Origin of the sequence: Nocardia asteroides, from assembly GCF_900637185.1 — a bacterium.
Lineage (GTDB): Bacteria > Actinomycetota > Actinomycetes > Mycobacteriales > Mycobacteriaceae > Nocardia > Nocardia asteroides.
The window spans coordinates 2614507-2634355 of sequence record NZ_LR134352.1 but is presented as its reverse complement, the minus strand read 5'-3'; the positions used below and the strand labels follow the sequence as shown (position 1 = coordinate 2634355).

The 19849-nt window shown below is 69.3% G+C and carries 17 protein-coding genes; 10 read left to right on the top strand and 7 right to left on the bottom strand.

What is annotated here, in order from left to right; all coding sequences use genetic code 11:
* Positions 1-43: 43 nt before the first annotated feature.
* Complete coding sequence (locus EL493_RS12325; protein WP_019045929.1) at positions 44-619, top strand: TetR/AcrR family transcriptional regulator; 576 nt, start codon at positions 44-46, stop codon at positions 617-619.
* A 65-nt stretch (positions 620-684) separates the two neighbouring features.
* Positions 685-1245, top strand: a complete 561-nt coding sequence (locus EL493_RS12320; RefSeq protein WP_019045928.1) for a dihydrofolate reductase family protein — start codon at positions 685-687, stop codon at positions 1243-1245.
* 10 nt (positions 1246-1255) lie between these two features.
* Here the strand turns inward: EL493_RS12320 and EL493_RS12315 are convergent, their stop codons facing one another.
* Entirely contained in the window at positions 1256-1861 is a 606-nt protein-coding gene (locus EL493_RS12315) for a TetR/AcrR family transcriptional regulator (RefSeq protein WP_030202646.1), read from the bottom strand.
* An 88-nt stretch (positions 1862-1949) separates the two neighbouring features.
* Here EL493_RS12315 and EL493_RS12310 point away from each other — a divergent pair, with 88 nt between their 5' ends.
* A complete protein-coding gene (locus tag EL493_RS12310; RefSeq protein ID WP_019045926.1) occupies positions 1950-2843 on the top strand; it encodes a sterol desaturase family protein in 894 nt (297 codons plus the stop codon).
* On the top strand, positions 2840-3352 hold the full coding sequence (locus EL493_RS12305) for a DoxX family protein (protein ID WP_019045925.1): 513 nt from the start codon (positions 2840-2842) through the stop codon (positions 3350-3352). The genes EL493_RS12310 and EL493_RS12305 overlap by 4 nt, the downstream gene beginning before the upstream one ends.
* A gap of 52 nt (positions 3353-3404) precedes the next feature.
* On the opposite strand, the gene EL493_RS32290 is transcribed toward EL493_RS12305, so the two are convergent.
* Positions 3405-3746, bottom strand: coding sequence for a hypothetical protein (locus EL493_RS32290; protein WP_022567234.1), 342 nt, complete (start codon positions 3744-3746; stop codon positions 3405-3407).
* A gap of 81 nt (positions 3747-3827) precedes the next feature.
* Entirely contained in the window at positions 3828-7013 is a 3186-nt protein-coding gene (locus EL493_RS12295; RefSeq protein ID WP_019045923.1) for an AfsR/SARP family transcriptional regulator, read from the bottom strand.
* Positions 7014-7122: 109 nt separating this feature from the next.
* Here EL493_RS12295 and EL493_RS12290 point away from each other — a divergent pair, with 109 nt between their 5' ends.
* Together EL493_RS12290 and EL493_RS12285 are read left to right on the top strand one after the other, a co-directional pair.
* Positions 7123-8025: an alpha/beta fold hydrolase gene (locus tag EL493_RS12290; protein ID WP_019045922.1), complete on the top strand. Its 903-nt coding sequence runs from the start codon at positions 7123-7125 to the stop codon at positions 8023-8025.
* Positions 8022-8603, top strand: a complete 582-nt coding sequence (locus tag EL493_RS12285; RefSeq protein WP_019045921.1) for an NADPH-dependent FMN reductase — start codon at positions 8022-8024, stop codon at positions 8601-8603. Before EL493_RS12290 ends, EL493_RS12285 begins: the two co-directional genes overlap by 4 nt.
* A gap of 58 nt (positions 8604-8661) precedes the next feature.
* Here EL493_RS12285 and EL493_RS12280 read toward each other — a convergent pair whose 3' ends face one another.
* Positions 8662-9846, bottom strand: coding sequence for a serine hydrolase domain-containing protein (locus EL493_RS12280; RefSeq protein ID WP_022567233.1), 1185 nt, complete (start codon positions 9844-9846; stop codon positions 8662-8664).
* A gap of 269 nt (positions 9847-10115) precedes the next feature.
* Between EL493_RS12280 and EL493_RS12275 the strand changes: the two genes are divergently transcribed.
* Both EL493_RS12275 and EL493_RS12270 read left to right on the top strand, forming a co-directional pair.
* Positions 10116-12905, top strand: coding sequence for a LysM peptidoglycan-binding domain-containing protein (locus tag EL493_RS12275; protein WP_019045919.1), 2790 nt, complete (start codon positions 10116-10118; stop codon positions 12903-12905).
* 12 nt (positions 12906-12917) lie between these two features.
* On the top strand, positions 12918-14210 hold the full coding sequence (locus EL493_RS12270) for a hypothetical protein (RefSeq protein ID WP_019045918.1): 1293 nt from the start codon (positions 12918-12920) through the stop codon (positions 14208-14210).
* On the opposite strand, the gene EL493_RS12265 is transcribed toward EL493_RS12270, so the two are convergent.
* Positions 14207-14518 (bottom strand): hypothetical protein, encoded by a 312-nt coding sequence (locus EL493_RS12265; protein WP_019045917.1) that lies wholly within the window; start codon positions 14516-14518, stop codon positions 14207-14209. The two genes, EL493_RS12270 and EL493_RS12265, sit on opposite strands and share 4 nt — an antisense overlap.
* Positions 14519-14564: 46 nt before the next feature.
* A complete protein-coding gene (locus EL493_RS12260) occupies positions 14565-15806 on the bottom strand; it encodes an oxygenase MpaB family protein (protein WP_019045916.1) in 1242 nt (413 codons plus the stop codon).
* 580 nt (positions 15807-16386) lie between these two features.
* On the opposite strand from EL493_RS12260, the gene EL493_RS12255 reads away from it, so the two are divergent.
* Entirely contained in the window at positions 16387-17811 is a 1425-nt protein-coding gene (locus EL493_RS12255; protein ID WP_022567232.1) for an FAD-dependent monooxygenase, read from the top strand.
* Between the two features lie 124 nt (positions 17812-17935).
* A complete protein-coding gene (locus tag EL493_RS12250) occupies positions 17936-19135 on the top strand; it encodes an FAD-dependent oxidoreductase (protein WP_022567231.1) in 1200 nt (399 codons plus the stop codon).
* 156 nt (positions 19136-19291) lie between these two features.
* Here the strand turns inward: EL493_RS12250 and EL493_RS12245 are convergent, their stop codons facing one another.
* Positions 19292-19789 (bottom strand): DUF6630 family protein, encoded by a 498-nt coding sequence (locus EL493_RS12245; protein WP_019045913.1) that lies wholly within the window; start codon positions 19787-19789, stop codon positions 19292-19294.
* Positions 19790-19849 lie beyond the last annotated feature (60 nt).

Sequence of the window (19849 nt, the reverse complement as noted above, 5' to 3'; positions counted from 1 at the left end):
AAGGTTAGACATGGCCAAGCAACTTTGACAAGGGTGTAAGATTTTGACTGGATCCCCGACACCGAAACGCCGCGCCGACGCCACCCGCAGCCGCGCGGCCGTCCTCGAGGCCGCCACCCGGTTGCTCGCGACGCATCCCGACGCGGGCATGGCGGCCATCGCCGCCGAGGCGGGCGTCACCCGGCAAACGGTGTACGCGCACTTCGCTTCTCGCGACGACCTGGTCAATGCCGTGGTCGACCACACCACCGGCCAGGCCGTCGCGGCCATGCGCGAGGCCGACCTGGACAGCGGCCCCGCCACCGACGCCCTGCTGCGCATGCTCGCGGTGGGCTGGCGATTCTTCCGCGTCTCACCCCTGGCCCACCATGTCGGCGCGTTCGCCCGGCAGCGCGACGAAGACCGTCAACTGCCCGTCAACGAGCGGCTGCTGCGGCTGGTAACCCGGGGACAGCGCGCGGGCGAATTCGCCGACACGGCGACGCCGGAGTGGCTCGTGACCGCGATCGTCGCGGTGAGCCATGCCGCGGGCGACGAGGTCAGGGCGGGCAGGCTGACCCAGCCGGCGGCCGAGCTGGCGCTGCGCGCGAGCGTGCTGCGCCTGGTCGGGGCAGCGTAAACATTCCGTAAGGCGGTTCGGCGACAGTGGTGACACACCAGCGAAACGCCGAAAGGACGCACCTCATGCGCAAGTTCAAGCTCCAGGTCCAGACCACCATCGACGGCTTCATGGCAGGCCCGAACGGCGAGATGGACTGGCTCACCTTCGACTGGAGCGACGACCTCGCCGCCCACATCGGCGCGCTCACCGACTCCGTCGACACCATCGTGCTGGGCCGCAAGCTCGCCGAGGGTTTCATCCCGCACTGGGCCGCCCAGCCCGAGCACGAGACCCAGGAGGCGATCGACACCATGAACAAGACCCCGAAGGTGGTCATCTCGCGGACGATCACCGAATCCCCGTGGGACAACACGGTTGTCGCCGCCGACGCGGCCGCGGCCATTCGCGAACTGAAGGCCGGCCCGGGCGGCGACATCATCGCCTACGGCGGCGGCGAACTCGTCGCGAGCCTGATCGCCCAGGGCTTGTTCGACGAACTGAATCTGTTCGTCAATCCGACCGCCATCGGCGCGGGCCTGCCGGTCTTCGCCGCCACCGGCGCGAACCAGCAGTTCGTCCTCGAATCCGCCACCCGCTTCGACTGCGGCGTCGTGGGCCTGCGCTACGTGCCCGCCGCCGCGTAACCGGCCTGGCTCACCGGGCGGCGGCCGCGATCAGCGCGTCGATCAGGCGGTGGCTGCGCTCGCTCATCTGTGCGGCCGTCTCCCCGGGATGCCGCAGCCACCAGGTGACCAGGGAGGTCACCGTCCCCATCCAGACGTCGGTGAGCGCCGAGAGGTCGGCCGGGTCGGTGAGTTCCACCGCGCCGAGCACGTCGGCCACACCACGGGCCGCCTGGGCGGCGATGCCGCGGCGCGCGGCGCGGATCGCGTCGGCGACCGCGCCCTCGTCGGGGTGGGTGCGATCGAACACGACAGTCCAGTCGTGCGGACGCGGTTCCAGTGCGGTGAAGATCGCGTCGAGCGTGCGCCGCGCCATCGACAGCTCCCCGCCCGCGGCCACCGCCGCTTCGATCGCCGCCCCGAGGTTCGCCGCGGCCCGCGCCACACAGGCGAGGTAGATCTCGTCCCTGGTGTGGAAATACGTGTAGACCAGCGGTTTGGAGACCTCGGCGCGCTGGGCGACTCCGGCCAGCGACAGCCCCGCGTAGCCGACCCGGCCGATCTCGGCCACGGCCGCGTCGAGGATCAACTGCTCGCGCCGCGCGCGCGGGACGCCCTTGGTTCCGGCTGTGCTCACCGCTTCATCCAACCAAACCCGCCGCCCCCACATTGACACCGAATTTACTATTTCGTAAATTACCCTCACGTCTATATGAGGAGTCGGCATGGTGTCCGCATTCTGGGAGCACATCAACAACCCCCTGCTCTACGCAGTCCCCTTCTTCCTGGTCTTCATCGCCATCGAGGCGGTGAGCCTGCGGCACGCGGGCGCGGACGCGGCGCCGCGCGCCTACTCGCCGATCGACACCCGCACCAGCATCAGCATGGGTTTCGGGGCACTGGGCGCGATGGCGCTGTTCAAGCTGCTCACCCTGGTCCTGTTCGTGATCCTGTGGACCGAGCTCGCGCCGTGGCACCTGCCGACGCACGCGTGGTGGTACTGGCCGGTGCTGATGCTGGTGGTCGACTTCGCCTGGTACTGCAACCACCGCTTCTCCCACCGGGTGCGGATCGGCTGGGCCGCGCACCAGGCCCATCATTCGAGCGAGTACTTCAATCTCGGTACCGCGCTGCGACAGAAGTGGAATCCGTGGTCGGAGGCCATCTTCTGGGCGCCGCTGCCGCTGCTCGGGTTCGCGCCGTGGACGATCTACGTCGCCTTCGCCCTGAATCTCATCTACCAGTTCTTCACCCACACCGAGACGATCGGGAAACTCTGGCGACCGGTCGAATTCGTGCTCAACACCCCCTCGCACCACCGGGTCCACCACGGCAGCGACCCGGAGTACCTGGACCGCAACTACGGCGGCATCCTGATCATCTGGGACCGGATGTTCGGCACCTTCCAGCGTGAACTGCACACGCCCACCTACGGTCTCACCACCCCGGTCGGCACCTACAACCTGCTGCGGCTGCAATATCACGAGTACGGCAACATCATTCGTGACGTGCGCGGCGCGCGTGGCTGGCGGGCCCGGCTCGGCTACGTCTTCGGCCCGCCCGGCTGGCAACCCGCCGCGCCGGAGTCCACCGCCGTTCCGAAGAAGCAGGCGGCGTGAGTTCCGTCGACACGGCAGCACTTCTGCTCCGCTCGACGCTGGGGGCGGTGCTGCTCGCACACGGCGTCAATCACGCCTGGGGCGCGGGCGCGCTCACCGCCACCGGCGCCTGGTTCGCCTCGATCGGCCTGCGCCCGGGCCGGCTGCACGCCGTGCTCGCCACCGCGACCGAGATCGCCGCGGGCGCTCTGCTTCTGGCGGGACTGCTCACGCCGTTCGCCGCGGCCGCCGTCATCGCCACCATGGCCGTGGCGCTGATCACCGCGCATCGCGGCAACGGATTCTTCATCTTCCGTCCCGGTCAGGGCTGGGAATACACCGCGGTGCTGGCCGCCGTCGCCCTGGCCACCGCCACCCTCGGTCCCGGCCGCTGGTCAGCGGACCACCTGCTCGGGATCGAGATCACCGGAACCACCGCGCTGGTGATCGCCGGCGTACTCGGCGTGCTGTCGGCGACACTGCTGCTCGCGACCTGCTGGCGACCGCGGGCATCGCGACCAGCTGGCTAGCCACAGCCGGTCCCAGCCATCGCGGCCGAAGGCATCGCGACCAGACGGCTACTCATAAGGACCGGTCGCCTAGCCACCAGGGCGAGTCGGTCAGCCACCGCGGCCGGAAGCGCCGCGGCCGGGCAGCCAACCACCAACGGCCGGTCAGCCGATCACCACAGCCGGTCAGCCGGTCACCACGGCCGGCCAGCCGGTCACCACAGCCGGCCAGCCGGTCACCACAGCCGGCCAGCCGGTCACCACAGCCGGCCAGCCGGTCACCACAGCCGGCCAGCCGGTCACCACAGCCGGCCAGCCGGTCACCACAGCCGGCCAGCCGGTCACCACAGCCGGCCAGCCGGTCACCACAGCCGGCCGACCAGGGCCGGAACCGGCTGGCCAAGGGCACCGGCACCGGGACTGCACCGGCACCGGCCCCCGCACCGGCCCCGGCACCGGCACCGGCCTCGGCACCGGCACCGGCACCGGGGGCTGACTACGGCACCGCGACCGCGATGAGGTCGCGGGCCGAGGTGGGGGTGAGGTCGAGGCCGGCGGTGTGGGCGGTGGCGAAGGCGGCTGGGCCCAGACCGGCGCGGACCGCGGCGGTGGCGCGGTCGATGTCGGGTTGTTCGGCGGGCAGCAGGGGCATTCCGGTGCTGGTGCGCAGCGCTTCGGCCGCGCCGAGCAGGCGGGCGGCGGTGTCGAGTTCGCCGAGGGCGGCGGTGGCCGCCGCGGCGCCGCCGAGGGCGAAGGCGGCGTCGCGGGGTGCGTCGATGCGGTGCGCGCCGTCGAGTGCGCGCAGGTGCTCGGCCAGGCCCGCGGCGGGTTCACCGCGCTGTTCGAGCAGGTAGCCCAGTTCCACCTGGAGCATCGGCAGGAACAGCGGCGTCTCGGTGTCGTCGGAGGCGGCGGCGAGCAGACCGCGCAGCAGTTGTTCGGCCTCATCCGGGTGACCGTCGCGCCGCGCGGTGAAGGCCAGCACAATCGAGCCGAACAGCTTGCCCGCACCGTCGCCCTGTTCGGCGGCCAGCACCATGGCCTGGGCGGCGAAGTCGCGGGCCGCGTCGAATTCGGTGTGCTGCATGGCGATCCAGCCGAGCCAGCACAGGTGCGACGAGACCTGTCCCCACAGTTCCAGTTCCCTGGCCAGGACCAGGGCTTCACGGTGGATGTCCGCGGCGCCGGCGAGATCACCGGTGAGTTCGGCCAGGCCGCCGAGCCATTCGGCGGCCTGCAAGCGGCCCCAGCGGTCGCCGAGTTCGGCGAAGAGCCGGGCCGCGTCGGCGGCGTAGCGGGCCAGCGCGTCCACGTCGGCGCGGCTGTGCGCCGACTTCGCCAGCGCCACCTGGATCGTCGCGACACTCCAGCGGTCGCCGAGCTCGTGGCATTCCGCGCGCAGTTGCCGCACCGAGGTTTCCAGATCCTGATCGGCACCGGCCTCCAGCGCCGACATCAGCAGGATGACCTCGGCACGCACCCGAACGGCCGGGTCGTCGAGCGCGGCCAGCGCGGCCGATACCTCGGCACGCCGCGCGCTCGCGTCGGTGAAATCGCCCTGCTGGAAAGCGGCGGTGAGCCGCCACGCCGCGACCGGCGCCCGGTACCGCGCACTGCCGCCGAGCGCCAGCGCCGCGTCGAAGCGGCGCCGGGCCGGGCCGAGCCGCCCGCGCAGCAGCCAGTACCAGGCCAGTGCCGCGGTGAGCCGCAGCGCGGTGTCGGCGTCGGCGCCGTCCAGCGCCACTTGCAGATTCGCGTCCTCGGCGTCGAGGCGGGCCAGCCAGCGTCGCTGGTCGGCGCCGTACAGTTCGGGCGCGGCCCGCTCGGTCAACGCCAGGTAGTAGGCGCGGTGGGCCTGCCGAACCGCCTGCTCCTCGCCTGCCTCGGCCAGCCGGTCCACACTGAACGCGGCCACCGACTCCAGCAGCCGGTAGCGCCGCCCGCTCTGCTGGACCAGGGAGCGGTCGACCAGCCTGGCGATCACATCCGCGACCGCGCCGGACGCGATTTCGATACCGGCGCAGACGGATTCGGCGGCATCGAGGGTGCAACCACCGGCATGGACCGCGAGCCGCCGCAGGACGACCCGTTCGTCCGCGTCGAGCAGCCCCCAGCTCCAGTCGATCATCGCCGCGAGAGTCTGCTGCCGTGGCGGCGCGCCGCGATGCCCGGTGGCCAGCAGCCGGAACCGGTCGTCGAGCCGGGCCACCATCTCGTGCACGCCGAGGGCCCGCACCCGGGTGGCGGCCAGCTCGAGGGCGAGCGGGATGCCGTCGAGTCTGCGGCACAGTGTCGCGACGGCGTCGGCGTTGTCCGCGTCGAGGGTGAATTCACGCGCACCCGACTTGGCCCGGGCCACGAAGAGCCGCACGGCATTCGACTCGGCGATGTCGGTCACCGCGCTGCCCGCCGAGGGCACGCCGAGCGGTTCGACGGTGACGATGTCCTCCCCCGGCAGCCGCAGTTGTTCGCGGCTGGTCGCCAGGACGTGCAGCCCGGGCGCGGCGCCGAGCAGGGCTTCGGTGAGGTCGGCGACCTGGTCGACGAGGTGTTCGCAGTTGTCCAGGACCAGCAGCAGTTCCTGCTCGGCCAGCGCCTCGCCCAGAGCCACGGCAGGCGCATCCGCGGCGTCGCCGAGGCGAACGCCCAGCACCTGCGCCACCGTGTCGGCGATGCGATCGATATCGGTGGTCGCGGTCGCGAGTGGCGCCAGTTCGACGAGCCAGCTGCCGTGCGGGAACCGCTCGGTGAGCCCGGCCGCGGTGGCCGTGGCGAGGCGGGTCTTGCCCACCCCGCCGGGCCCGATCAGGGTGACCAGACGGGACGCGTCCACCGCGCGGCTCAGCTCGTCGAGATCATCTGCGCGGCCGATCAACTCGGTGCGTTGCGCGGGAATGTTGGTCGTGCGCCGCCGGACCACCGCGCGCGGACGGGTCACCACCAGCCCGGGGTCCTGACCGAGGATCGAGCGATGCAGGTCGACCAGTTCCGGGCTGGGATCCAGCCCGAGTTCGTCCGCCAGCTGCCTGCGCAGGTCCTCGTAGCTGTCGAGGGCTTCGGCCTGGCGCCCCGCGCCGTACAGGGCGCGCAGCTGTGCGGCCCGCAGACGTTCCCGCAGCGGGTTTTCCGCTACGAATCTGGTGAGATCACCTGCGACGGCACCGTATTCGCCTTCGGCCAGGCGCGCTTCCGCAAGTTCCTCGACGGCGACCAGCCGCAGCTCCGAGAGCTGGGCGATGACCGAGCGGGTGAACTCCGCGTCGCGGAAGTCGTCGAAGGCCGGGCCACGCCACAGGCCGAGCGCCTCGGTGAGTGTGTCGATGCGGACGCGCGGCTCGGTGGCGGCGCGGGCCCGGGCCAGCAGCGCCCGGAAGCGCAGCGCGTCGACCTCGGTGGTGGCGAGGCGGTAGCCCGGCGGCGGTGAGACCACCAGGTCCCGGCTGCCCGCTTCGGCGTCCTCGAGGGCACGCCGCAGCTGGGAGGCTTTCGCGGCCAACGTGCCGGCGGGGTTGCCGGGCGGGTCCTCGCCCCAGATGTCGTCGATCAACCGGTCGGCCGACACCGGCTGCCCCGCGGCGAGCAGCAGGTCGGCCAGCAGCGCGCGCACCTTGGTGCCGGGGATCGGCACGACCGTGCCGTCATCGGTCCAGACCGTCAGCGGACCGAGCACACCGAAACGCATAACCGCACCCTAGCGGGTTCCGAACGCACCGGAATCCGACCGTAAACAAACCGGAAGGGGCCGGGCGCACTGTGGTCCCAACGAGATCGGCACACCACAGGAGAACGACATGAAACTCACCGCCTTCGCCCTCACCGCCGCCGTCGCCGTCACCGCGCTGCTGAGCGCCTGCGGTAGCGACCAGACCACCACCGCCGCACCGGACCCGGGCGCGTACGCCGAGGTCAACGGCTTGCGCATGTACTACGAGCGCCACGGTGTCGCCACCGATCAGCCGCCGCTGGTGCTGCTGCACGGCGCGCTGTCGGGCATCGGCACCGACTTCGGCGAGCTGATCCCCGAGCTGGCCAGGACCCGCGAGGTGATCGCGATCGAACAGCAGGCACACGGTCGCACCGCCGACATCGACCGACCGCTGCGCACCCCGCAGATGGCCGACGACACCGTCGCGCTGCTCGCACAGCTCGGCATCCACCGCGTCGACGTCCTCGGCTACAGCATGGGCGCGGGCGTGGCACTCGACATCACGCTGCGCCACCCGGAGCTGGTGCGCAAGCAGATCCTGCTCTCCGGTGGCCTCGGCGCCGAGGCCATGCACCCCGGCCTGATGGAGGGCATGGACGAGCTGAAGCCCGAGCACCTGCACGGCTCGACCTTCCACACCGACTACCTGAAGAACGCGCCGCGCCCCGAGGACTTCCCGCGGCTGGTCGCCGAGGTCCTCGACCACGATCTCAACGGCATGCCCTCGGTCTCGCACGAGGCAGCCCGTAAGGTCGAGGCCCCGACGCTGACCATCATCGGCGACTCCGACATCGTCCGCCCCGAGCACTCGGTGGAGATGTTCCGGCTGTTCGGCGGCGGCGTCATGGGCGACACTCCCGCCGGTCTGCCGAACGCGCAGCTGGCGATCCTGCCCGGCACCTCCCACATCACCGCACCGCACCGGCCCGAGTTGCTGCTGCCGATGATCCCCGCGTTCCTCGACGCCCCCGTCAAGGATGCCCGGTGACCGCGCCGGCGCGGGTGGCCATGATCCTCGGGTCCACCCGCACCGGCCGGTTCGGCCCGCTGGTGGCGGACTGGTTCGCCGGCCGGGTCACCCGCCGCCGCGACCTGGTGCTCGACCGGATCGACCTGGCCACCGCCGCCCTGCCCGAGCAACTGCCCGACCTCGACGACCCGACCCCGGAACCCGTGCGCGCGCTGGGTTCCCGGCTCGCCGCCGCCGACGCGTTCGTCGTCGTCACCCCCGAGTACAACCGCAGTTTCCCGGCCGCGGTGAAGAACGCCATCGACTGGTTCGACCTCGAATGGGCCGCCAAGCCGGTCTCGGTGGTCACCTACTGCCGCGACGCCGAGGGCGGCCACGGCGCCGCCCAGCTGCGGCAGGTCTTCGCCGAGCTCAACGCCGTCCCGATCCGCCGCACCGTCACCATCCCCAAGGCCTGGCAACGCTTCACCGTCGACGGCGCGTGGCCCCGCCCCGACCCCGACCTGCACGACGCCGTCGAAGCCACTCTCGACCAGCTCACCTGGTGGGCCACCGCCCTGCGCACCGCCCGCGCCGCGACCCCCTTCGTCCCGTGACGGCGTCGGGGCCGCCCGGACGTGGAGCCTCGTGGCTCCGCGCCATGGCTGTGGCCGCTCAGCCCGCCATCGGCAGCGGGATCGGATCACCGGCCTCGGCGCCCGCACCCCGCACGATCGCGGCCAGCAGACTGAACAGCACGAACTGGTCGCGCGGCAGCAGCAGGGCCTCCGGCGCCCAGTTGTGCACGAACCCGACGGCGAGGCCCGACTCGGGGTCGGCCCAGCCGCCGGAACCGACGAAACCGATGTGCCCGAAGGCATTGCGCGCGCCGACGACCGGCATCGAGTGGTAGCCCAGCCGCCAGCCCATCGGCAGCAGCAGGTTGCGGTCCGGCAGCACCGATTGCAGCCGCGACATGGTCCGGACACGGCTGCGCGGGAACAGCGGTGACTCGGTGGCGATGGCGCTGTAGACGGCGGCCAGCGAGCGAGCGGTGAAAACGCCGTTCGCCCCGGGCAATTCGCCCTGCAGGATGCGCGGGTCGGGCCCGTGGGCCAGCCGGTCGATTCCGTCGGTGTAGATCGCGCGCAGGAAGCCCGCGCCGGGGACGGGCGTGCGCGCGGCGAGCCGGATCATCGTGCCCGCCTGCGGAATTCCCAGCGGGGTGGCCGAGCCGTGGGTCACCGCGACGGTGGTGTTCGCGCCGGGGCGCGGCGCGCCGAGGTGCAGGCCGTCCAAGCCGAGCGGTTCGGCCAGTTCCGTGCGGTACAGCTCCCCCATGCTCTTGCCGGTGACCGCCCTGGCGATGCCGGCGATGATCGTGCCGTAGGAGATCGCGTGGTAGGCGGGGATGCCACGGAAACGGTCCGGCGCGGCGGCGGCGAGGCGGTCCTCGATCAGCTCGTGGTCGGCCAGGTCGGCGGCGGTGTGGGCGAACACGCCGATCCGGGACAGCCCGGCCCGGTGACTCATCGCCTCGGCGACGGTGATGGTCTTCTTCCCCTTGGCCCCGAATTCGGGCCAGTACTCGGCGACGGGCGCCTTGTAGTCCACCAGGCCGCGCTCGGCGAGCAGGTGCAGCACCGTCGAGGTGACGCCCTTGGACGTGGAGTACGACAGCGCGGCGGTGTTCTCCTGCCAGGGCACCGCCCCCGTGGCGTCCGCGTGCCCGGCCCAGACGTCGACGACTCGCCGTCCGTGGTGGTATACCGCGAGCGCACCGCCGCCGCGTCCGCCGTCGAACAACCGGCCGAACCGGTCGACAGCCTCCTGGAACTGGGGTGCAGCACTACCGCGCATAACGAAACCTCACCTGTCACCATTGACAAACCGACTCCGGGCTCCTCGTCGGAATCAGTCGAAGTTTTTACGTTACCGCAGGTGAACAGGAATTTCGAGACCGCGGCGGCCACCCACCGCAATTCTCTCCAGTGGAGAAAACCCCGCGACCGATTCGTCTCCGGAAACCAACGCCGAGTTCGGGTAGCGCGCTACTCGTGTTCCGGCCCCACGCGGATCCCTACCGTTTCGCCAGAGCCGGAAAACCCCTGAAGCGCAGGAGAACAGCCATGCCCAGGACTCACACCACCGTCGCGGGCGACACCCTCGCCTCGATCGCGCGCACCTGCTACGGAGACGCCGGATTGTTCGGCTTCCTCGCCGCGGCCAACGGAATCGCGGACCCCGACCAACTCGGCGTCGGCCTGGTCCTGACCGTGCCCGACCCCGGCCGGGTCCGGCGGGTCCAGCCCGGTGACACCCTGTCCGGCATCGCCGCGGAGGTGTACGGCGACCCGAACCTGTTCGATCTGCTGGCGGCGGCCAACGCCATTCGCGATCCCGACCACATCGAACCGGGCTGGACGCTGTCCATTCCCCACCGTCCCGGCACCCCGCCGCCGCCCTCGCCCGCGCCGGGGATCATGCCGTACGCCAGCGAACCGTTCGGCGTCTACCAGCCGCTGATCGGCTGGCGCAGCAAGCTCCAGCAGGAACGGGTGCGCAGCGGGCTGGCCAACCGGTTCTCCCAGGCGGTGAACCTGGCCCATCTCGAGACCCCGGGCCCGCACGTGGCCGACCCGGTCTTCGCGGACCCCACCGGCACGGCGATCGGCCGCGAACTGGTCGCGCGCGCCTCGGCAGCCCCCGACGACCCCAACGCATGGCAATCGCTGCTCGCCGACTCCGTGATCGTGCCGGTCGACGCCCCCGCCGACGCCGCGGCCGACACCCCGCAGCGCGAGACGGTGACCACCCAGCTGCTCCAGCAGCTCACCCAGGCCGACCCGGCGATCGTGCCGCAGCTGTTCGCCCGCGATGTGCAGCCGTGGGAGCGGGCGCTGGCGGCCGTGAAGTTCCTGGCCCAGCAGCATCCGTCGAAGGCGATGTTCCTGTCCCCCATCGGCATTCTGCACCGATTCCGCGAGTATTTCTTCGAGCTGGGCACCTTCCTCGGCCCGCCGGTCGGGCACGTCTGGATCAGTCCCGGCGGCATGGTGGAGCTGATCGAGGTCAACACCCGCCGCACCCTGGTGGAGCGGACCACCGAGCAGTCGACCGAGACCGTCGAGAAGGCCGAGCAGTCCGCGACCGATCGCGACGAGATCGCCGACGCGGTCAAGGCCGAGAACGCCAGCGACATGAAGCTGGGCGTCACCACCTCCGCCAGCGGCGGGCTCGGGACGATCTTCCAGGCCAGCGGCAGCGCGTCGTTCAATCTGGACCAGTCGCGCAAACAGGCGCAGGAGCAGACGCACAAGCGGATGCGCGAGCAGACCTCGAAGCTGTCGAGCGAGGTCAAGCAGAACTTCAAGACGACCTTCCGCACGGTCACCGAGACCACCGACACCTCCAGCCGCCGCTATGTCCTGCAGAACACCACCTCGCGGCTGGTCAGCTATCAGCTCAGCCGCAAGATGCGCAAGGTCGCGGTGCAGGTGCAGGACCTGGGGCAGCAGCTGTGCTGGCAGCTCTACGTCGACTTTCCCGGCGACTTCCTCGACACCGGCAAGTTCGTGCACGAGACCGCCGAGGCGCTGGATCCGTCCATCAAACGTCCCGACCGCATCCCCTATCCGCCGGACAAGCCGGTGGTCTACCAGTTCGCATGCGGGTTCCTGCAGCACAACGGTGGCGACGACGACACCGACCTGACCTATGTGCAGTCCAACGAGAACGGCGATCACGGCATCAACCGCAACGCCGGGGCCAACAGCATCATCAAGTTCAAGTTCGATTTCGACATCCCGCCCGCGCCGGAGGGGTTCGTGCTGTCGAGCCTGGCCGCGGTGGATTTCAAGAACGAGCAGGCCAGCGTGAAAGACGCCCTGCTGACCCCGAATCCGGCCGGCGGTCCGCCGAAGAGCTTCATGATCCGGCTCGCCAAGGCGAATTTCGGCGGCAAACGATCGATGCCGTTCGAGGTGACGATGATGTACACCCCCACGAAAACGGCCAAGGACGCGATCGACGCGCAGAACGCGCAGGCGATGAAGGACTACACCGACCTGGTCGCGGCGGAGAAGGAACGGCTGTTCTACGAGACCCTGCGCAAGCGCATCAAGCTCAGCAGCCGCGTCACCACCCGCAAGCCGGAGGATCTGCGCGAGGAGGAACGCAACATCATCTACCGCAAGATCATCGCCCGCCTCTACGGCAAGACGGCGAACTGGGAGAACGACGACTACCACGTGGCGTCCGAGCTCATCCGCTACTTCTTCGACGTCGACGCGATGCTCTATTTCGTGGCCCCCGACTGGTGGCGGCCGCGTCCCGGCCGACGGGTACTGATGACCGCCGACGGCGCGCTGCAGACCACCGCGTTCGAATCAGCGGACAAGAAATACCTGTTCACCGACGAGTCCGCGCCCGCACCGCTGGGTGCCTCCCTGGGCTGGTTCCTGCAACTCGACGGTGACGCCAACCGCAACGCCTTCCTCAATTCGCCCTGGGTGAAGGCGGTCCTGCCGATCCGGCCGGGCCGGGAGGACGAGGCCATGACATTCCTCGGCCGGCCCGAGGTCGCGGGCACCGACGGCCTCAACGAGGACTATCCGTTCGATCCCGCGCAGGACCCGCCGGAGTATCAGGGCAAGAAGCTGCGCGAGGTGCTGCTGATGATCGCCGACAAGATCGCGGCCGAGCAGAAGCAGTCGCTGACCCCGGTTCCGCTGCGGCCGGGCGATCCGAATTCGGAGATGGCGCTGCCCGCCGAGGTGGTCTTCGCGCACGGTTTCGACCCGCTGCAGGGCGGGATCTCCTTCGGGAAGGAACCGTTCAAGGTGTTCAGTCAGTGGACCGAGATCCTGCCGACCGAGCAGGTGGTGGCCACCGAATACGACCTGAACACCCCGTCGTGAGGGCGGCGGGCGATGGAGCTGCGTGACATCACGAACGAGGGCTCGCTGCTGCACAGCTACAAGACCGTGTTCGTCGACAATCAGGGTTACGAGTTGCTTCGCCCGTACCGCGACCATCAGCGCCGCTTTCCCGTCTTCCTGGACCGGGTCTTCGCGACCGCGCCGGCCGCGAGCCCACTCGAACTGCTCGACTACCGGACTCGGGCCGCGATGGACGACGCCGACGCGGGCCGGGTCTTCGTCCTCGAACGCAACGACAATTCCGCCGACACCGCGGTGACCCGGCTGTTCTGGGTGTGGCTGTCACCGGCGCTGGTGAAACAGTTCGCCGACGACAAGTCCGGCACCCCGGTGCTGCGCGCCAATGTCGTGCTGCATCCGCGGGCGGGTCTGGAGAAATACCCGGCGTATTGGCGCGGCGGTATCGACCCGGTCAAGACCCCGAACTATCTGGAGCTGGGCGCCCGCTATCTCTGCAAGGAGAAATTCGCGGTGACGCAGCATTTCTGCGCGGTGCGGCGGGCCGCGCCGAAGGTGGAGGGCGGCCCGTGCCTGTCGGCGTTCGCGGTGGTGGTCCCGGTGTCCAGCGCCGGCGCGTACGCCAACCTCACCGATCCGGCCGTGCTGTCGGAAGCGTTGCGCCACATCGGCCGTCGCTGCTACGAGGCGATCACCACCCGGCTGGTGCCGGTGGCAGCGGTGAAACTGGAACGTATCGCGGTCTCGGCCTACAGCCGCAGCGGCACCGTGCTGAGCGGGCTGCTGGCCAACAGCCGCAAGGACGACCGGTTCATGTCGGAGTCGCTGCGCGAGATCTACGCGTTCGACATCGTGCTGAACGAGGTGGTGAACGGCAAGGTCGTCAAGACGAAAAAGCAGGGCTACGACGAGTTCTGGGCCCGGCTGAAGGCGTGGCAGGGCGACGACGCCGACAGACGGATCCGCCTCTACAGCGCCGAGCCCGCCACCGTCGCCGACGTGCGCGCCGAGCTGCGCACCCGCCTGACGAAATACGGCGGCGGCTACCACAACGCCGCGGTGCCCTTCGCCCGTTTCAACGGCACCCGACGGCCCGACGGCACTCCCTTCAACGGCCTGACCGACGGCTACGAGATCTATTCCACCGACAATTCCCGATCCCTGGTCGTGCTGCCGTCGAACAATTCCCTCGTCTATCTGTCCACGGAGAACATCAAGAACGACGGCGGTTTCGGTCCCGGCGGCAGCTACGAGCCAGGTCTGGAGGGACACAGCTGGTTCGTCTCCCGGCTGATGTCACACGCGCTGTTCCACAGCGGCTTCTAGGGGGCGGCGGCCACGGTGTAGCGCGTGGTGCCCCGGCACGGGTTCGGCAGCGACGACATGGTCGCCAGGTCGCAGATGCCGCTGGTCAGGATCTGGAACGGGGTCACCCCGAGCAGGACGATGAACCCGATCAGGTCGCCGTTCTGGGCGAAATAGACCGCCGAGCGGGCGGCGGCCGATCCGGCGTCCACCGCCGAGGACCCGGTCTCGGCTTCGTCGGCCACGGGCACGGGCTGGGCGGTCGCGGTGCCGAACAGGCCCGCCGTGACGACCGCGGCGGCGGTGAGAGAAAGGACGGTACGCATCATCGCGCTCCCTAGCTGAAGTGGAATCGTGGACAGGTGTTTTCGTGGCTCAGCGCGGCGGCACGCTCATATCCCGGTTCATCGTCGGGATCTCGATGCTGATCGGCATCCGCAGCTCGGACAGATAGATCAGCGCGGCTTTGCGCAGGAATTCGTCGAGCAGCCAGTACGGGTCGCCGATCGGCGGGACCGCGGCGAGCAAGCCTTCCCGCACCGCGATGAACGGACCCCAGCTGAACCGCAGCAGCGGATCCCACACGGGCTCACGGGGAATGGCCAGTCCGTCGGCGATCTTGTCACCGAGCAGAAACCGCGTGAACGAGCCGAGCACCGGTTTGGTGAGCAGGGCGAAATCGATATTGCCGCCCAGGCCCAGCAGCCGGTCGGCGAGCTTGGCGCCTTCGGGCGTGGCGGCGATGATCGGGTCGAGCACCTGCGCCGCTTGCGAATTCGCCGATTCCCATGAGTTGGGGATGTACTCGTCGCGCACGCCCAGCATGTGCGCGGCCACCTGCCAGGAGTGCAGGAAAGCCTCCGATTCGTGGGCCGGGATGGGCACCTTCCACGAGTTCAGGTGCTTCATCACCGTGGTGGGCAGGCTGTGCCAGGTGACCATGATGTCGTTCTGGCTGATCGGGATGTCTTCCTCGGCCGAGTGCACCCAGTGCGGTGACTGCGGCAGCAGATGCCGCACCGCCGCGTGCACCAGCCGGGTCTTCACGCAGGTGACGATCATCTCCCCGTCGGGGCTGTAGGCGTTGACATTGCCGATGTCGTAGCCGAGTTTGGCGGTCTTGGAGATCCGGTCCTCGAGGTCGTGACCGCCCTTGGAGTAGTAGACCGCCCGCGCCTCCTTGGGGATGACGGTGCTCATCATGCCGCTGGCGAAGCCGTAGAGCACCCCGAGGTACAGTCCGCGCTTCTTGTTGAACTCGATCGCGGTGTGCAGTTTGGTGGGGTCGGTCCAGTGCGGCAGCCTGCGCGCGTATTCCATGAAATCCCGCAGGTCCGTGGGTAGCCCCTCGGGTAGGGCCTGACCGTTCCTGGTCCAGGTCCGCAGTAGTTCGTTGACCCGGGGCACATCACCCCGGTCGATCAACCCGGCCACCAGATCGTCGGCTTCGGGGTCCCACACCGTCATCGGGTCGGCACCGGCCCCGGATCCGGCGACCGACGACTCCGGCGACCAGGACCACGGTTCGGCCCGCGCGGGCGTCACCATCCCGAGGGCACCGAGCGCGCCCAGAATCCCGCCGGCTTTCAACGCATCGCGCCTGTTGAGTCCATCCATGGCGTCACTCCTCATTGAGTACGAGCACACCGCGATCTCCCGGGACAGTCGATACACTCGCGCCCGCGACTCGCGGAATGAGTATTAACTTAACAGCGACTTCATGCCGCTGACATCGATTCGCCGAAAGCACTCGAGCTCGCTACACACCGTGTGCGACAGGAGGTTTTCGCCGAAGAATTGACACCTGTTCTAGCCATTGAGGCGCAATATCTTTCGATAGCCCCAGACCGCCTGGAGCAGGCCCGCGTCCACGAGACATGCCGGAAGTGGATCGACCAAGTCCAATCAGTCGGCGAAATGAAAAGTAACTTCCGAGTCACTGCCATCCAGTCTCGATCTAGACTGCTGACGCTCCGTGCCATCACAGCCAGGCGGTCACCGGGGGCGGCAGCTCATCGATCCGCGGCCCTCCTCCATCCCCGGATATTCGCTTGCCGCGCGAGCCCGCCGCGCCGCACAATGGGCGACCGATGCCTGGACCTGCGGAAATACGGATCAGCCGGAGCGCGCGAACACGCCGCCCCGGCCGACCGCGCACGGTTCCTGGGTGGGTGACAACCGGGCGAACGGGTGGTTCATGTTCGATGTGATCATTGCCGGCTGCGGACCGACCGGCGCGATGCTGGCCGCCGAACTGCGCCTGCACGATGTGCGAGTCCTGGTCCTGGAGAAGGACACCGAGCCCGCGTCGTTCGCCCGCATCGTGAGCCTGCACATGCGCAGCCTCGAACTGATGGCGATGCGCGGCCTCCTGGATCGCCTGCTGGAGCACGGCCGCCGACGCCCGGTGGCCGGCATCTTCGCGGCCATCGTCAAACCGGTGCCCGAGGGTTTGGATTCCCCCTACCCCTACCAGCTGGGCATCCCGCAGCCGGTCGTGAATCGCGTGCTCCGAGACCACGCGATCGCCTGGGGCGCACAGGTCAGAAGTGGTTGCGCGGTCACCGGTTTCGACCAGGACGACGAGGGCGTCACGGTGGAACTGGCCGACGGCGAGCGGCTGCGGACGCGCTACCTCGTCGGCTGCGACGGCGCCCGCAGCACGGTTCGCAAACTGCTCGGCGTCGCCTTCCCCGGCGAGCCGTCCCGCAACGACACGCTCATGGGCGAGATGCGGGTCGGCGTGCCTGCCGAGGAGATCGCGGCGAAGGCCGCCGAAATCTACGCCACCAACAAACGATTCAACTTCCAGCCCTTCGGCGAAGGCTTCTACCGCGTGGTGGTTCCCGCCGCCACCGTCGGCGGCCCGAACCCACCCACCCTCGACGACTTCCGACACCAGCTACGCACTCTCGCCGGCACCGATTTCGGCATCCACTCCCCACGTTGGCTGTCCCGCTTCGGCGATGCCACCCGCCTCGCCGACGCCTACCGAGTCGGCCGCGTCCTCCTGGCCGGCGACGCCGCCCACATCCACCCACCCATCGGCGGCCAGGGCATGAACCTCGGCATCCAGGACGCGGTCAACCTCGGCTGGAAACTGGCCGCCCACCTCCACGGCTGGGCCCCGACCGACCTCCTCGACACCTACCACGCCGAACGTCACCCGGTTGCCGCGTCGGTCCTCGAAAACACCAGAGCCCAAACCGAACTCCTCTCCCCCACCCCCGGCGCCCAGGCCGTCCGCAATCTCCTCACGGACCTGATGGACTTCGACGAAGTCAATCGCCACCTGATCGAGAAGATCGCCGCCACCGACGTCCGCTACTTCGGCGAGGGCCCGTCCCTCCTCGGCCGCCGCCTCCCCGACATCGCCCTGAAGCAGGACACCCTCTACCCCCGGCTCCACCACGCCCGCCCCGTAGTCCTCGACCGCACCCGTTCCCTCACCGTCACCGGCTGGTCCGACCGCGTCGACCTCATCACCGACTCGACGGCCGACCTCGACGTCCCAGCCGTCCTCCTCCGTCCCGACGGCCACGTCGCCTGGATCGGCGAATCCCAACAGGACCTGAACACCCAGCTCACCCGGTGGTTCGGCGCGCCCTCCCACCAGCCGTGATCCGGTGATGTCGCATCGTCAACTCTAGGTTGACGGAACAGGGATCGTCAACTACTAGTTGACGATGAAGCGAGAGCGCAGTGCGTGGCTTTCGCCGTCGACGAACCGATCAGGAGTAGTGGTGATGGCTTCAGACAACGCGGCGCCGCCGACCGCAGGCGCGGGGAAAAGAGTGGTCATCGTGGGGGCAGGTATCGCCGGCTTGGCCGCAGCCCTCCGGATGCACCAGCACGGCTGGGATGTGGTCGTGGTCGAACGTGCCCAAAGCCGACGCAGCAGCGGATATCTGGTGAACCTGCACGGACCCGGATACGACGCCGCCGAGCGGCTCGGACTGCTGCCGGCGCTGAATCCCCGCGATATCGGGTTCTTCACCTCGGTCCTGGTGCACGCGGACGGCCGGGAGAAGTTCACGATCCCCGCCGCCGTCGCCCGAGCCGCAGTCGGCAGTCGCGCGCTGACCCTGTTCCGCGGCGACCTCGAATCGGCGCTGTATCACGCGGTGGCCGACTACATGGATATCCGTTTCGGCACCACCGTGCAGGCCGTGGTCCAGGACGGCGACCAAGTCGTCGTCACTCTCAGCGACGGCACCCGCCTCCGGTCCGATCTACTGATCGGCGCCGACGGCGTGCACTCCCGAATCCGAGAGCTCGTGTTCGGCCCCGAGTCCGACTATCTGGTGGACCTGGCCCACATGGTGGGAGCATTCCCACTCGCCGAGATCCCCGAGCACGTCCCCGAAGGCGTCGGCACCACATTCCTCGGCCCGCGCCGAACCGCCGCGGTGATGAACCTGGGCCCGGACCGATCCTCGGCGTTCTTCACCTATCACGCCCCCGACACAAGTGCCGAACTAGCGCTCGGCCCCACACCGGCGCTCACCCGAGCCTTCGGCGACCTCGGCGGCGGCATCGCCGACGCCCTCCGCGAACTCGAGGCCGACTCCACCGACGCCTACTTCGACTCCGCGGGCCAGATCGTCATGGACCACTGGAGCCACGACCGAGTCGTCCTGCTCGGCGACGCGGCATGGTGCGTGACCGTCTTCTCCGGGTACGGCGCAGCCCTCGCCCTCGACGGCGCCGACCGGCTCGGCGACGCCCTGGCCACACACGCCGACATTCCCACAGCACTCGCCGCTTGGGAGACATCACTGCGTCCCGAAGTCACCAAACGGCAGGCATTGGCCCGCAAAGGAATAAGCCGCTTCGCCCCGCCCTCCCGCGCTCACGTCTGGGCCGGCGAACTCATGCTCCGCGCCATCCAGCTCCCCGGCATCCGCGGCCTGGTCAAGCGCTCGATCCAACGCGCCAACAATTAGGTGGTGGGCGTCCGCGAACCGGCCCACCGCAAAGCCGTGCTGCGGTCGTGTCTCGATGCCCGAGGGCCGGTCTCCGCACTCCGCTGGGCTACAGCCTATTTCGGCGCCATCACGCTGTTACCCGTCCGCCGCCAGGCCCCTCTCGCCGGTGGCAACTCATGGTGCGACCACACGCAGATCGCACCGCGCGATTCGCGCCAGTTCAGCAACCCGGTCGCCGTGCTCGGCCGGGACGAACCCCAGCCCGTATCCGTCAGCCTCGATGTCGAGCGTGATCAGGGCGACGCCGAGTTCACGACACCGCGCCGCGAGAGGTCGCAGAAAGCTGTCGATATCGTCAGGATCCCAGTCGTCCTCATCGAACTGATCCACCCAGCCCCAGTCCAAAGCCCCAGGACAGCTGGGCAACTGAACCAGATCGTCACGAATTTCAGCGGGTTCGGAACCCCAGTCACACCACACCATCCCCGCCTGCTCGAGCGCGCCGTTCTCGTCATACAGAGCAGCGAGCAACACCTCAGCCGCTGCAGTCTCCTCCCCGAGGTCGTGATCACCGACCGCTTCAGCGAGCCGTCGTCGGACGACCGTGGATCCGGGAGCAACGAGTTCGGCGATATCCGCCAGGGCCTGAACTGTCGGCTGAGTATCGAGCACGAGAAGACCATATTCGCCCCCACCGACAGGCGCGAAGATGCTCGATCGGCGTGGGGCCAG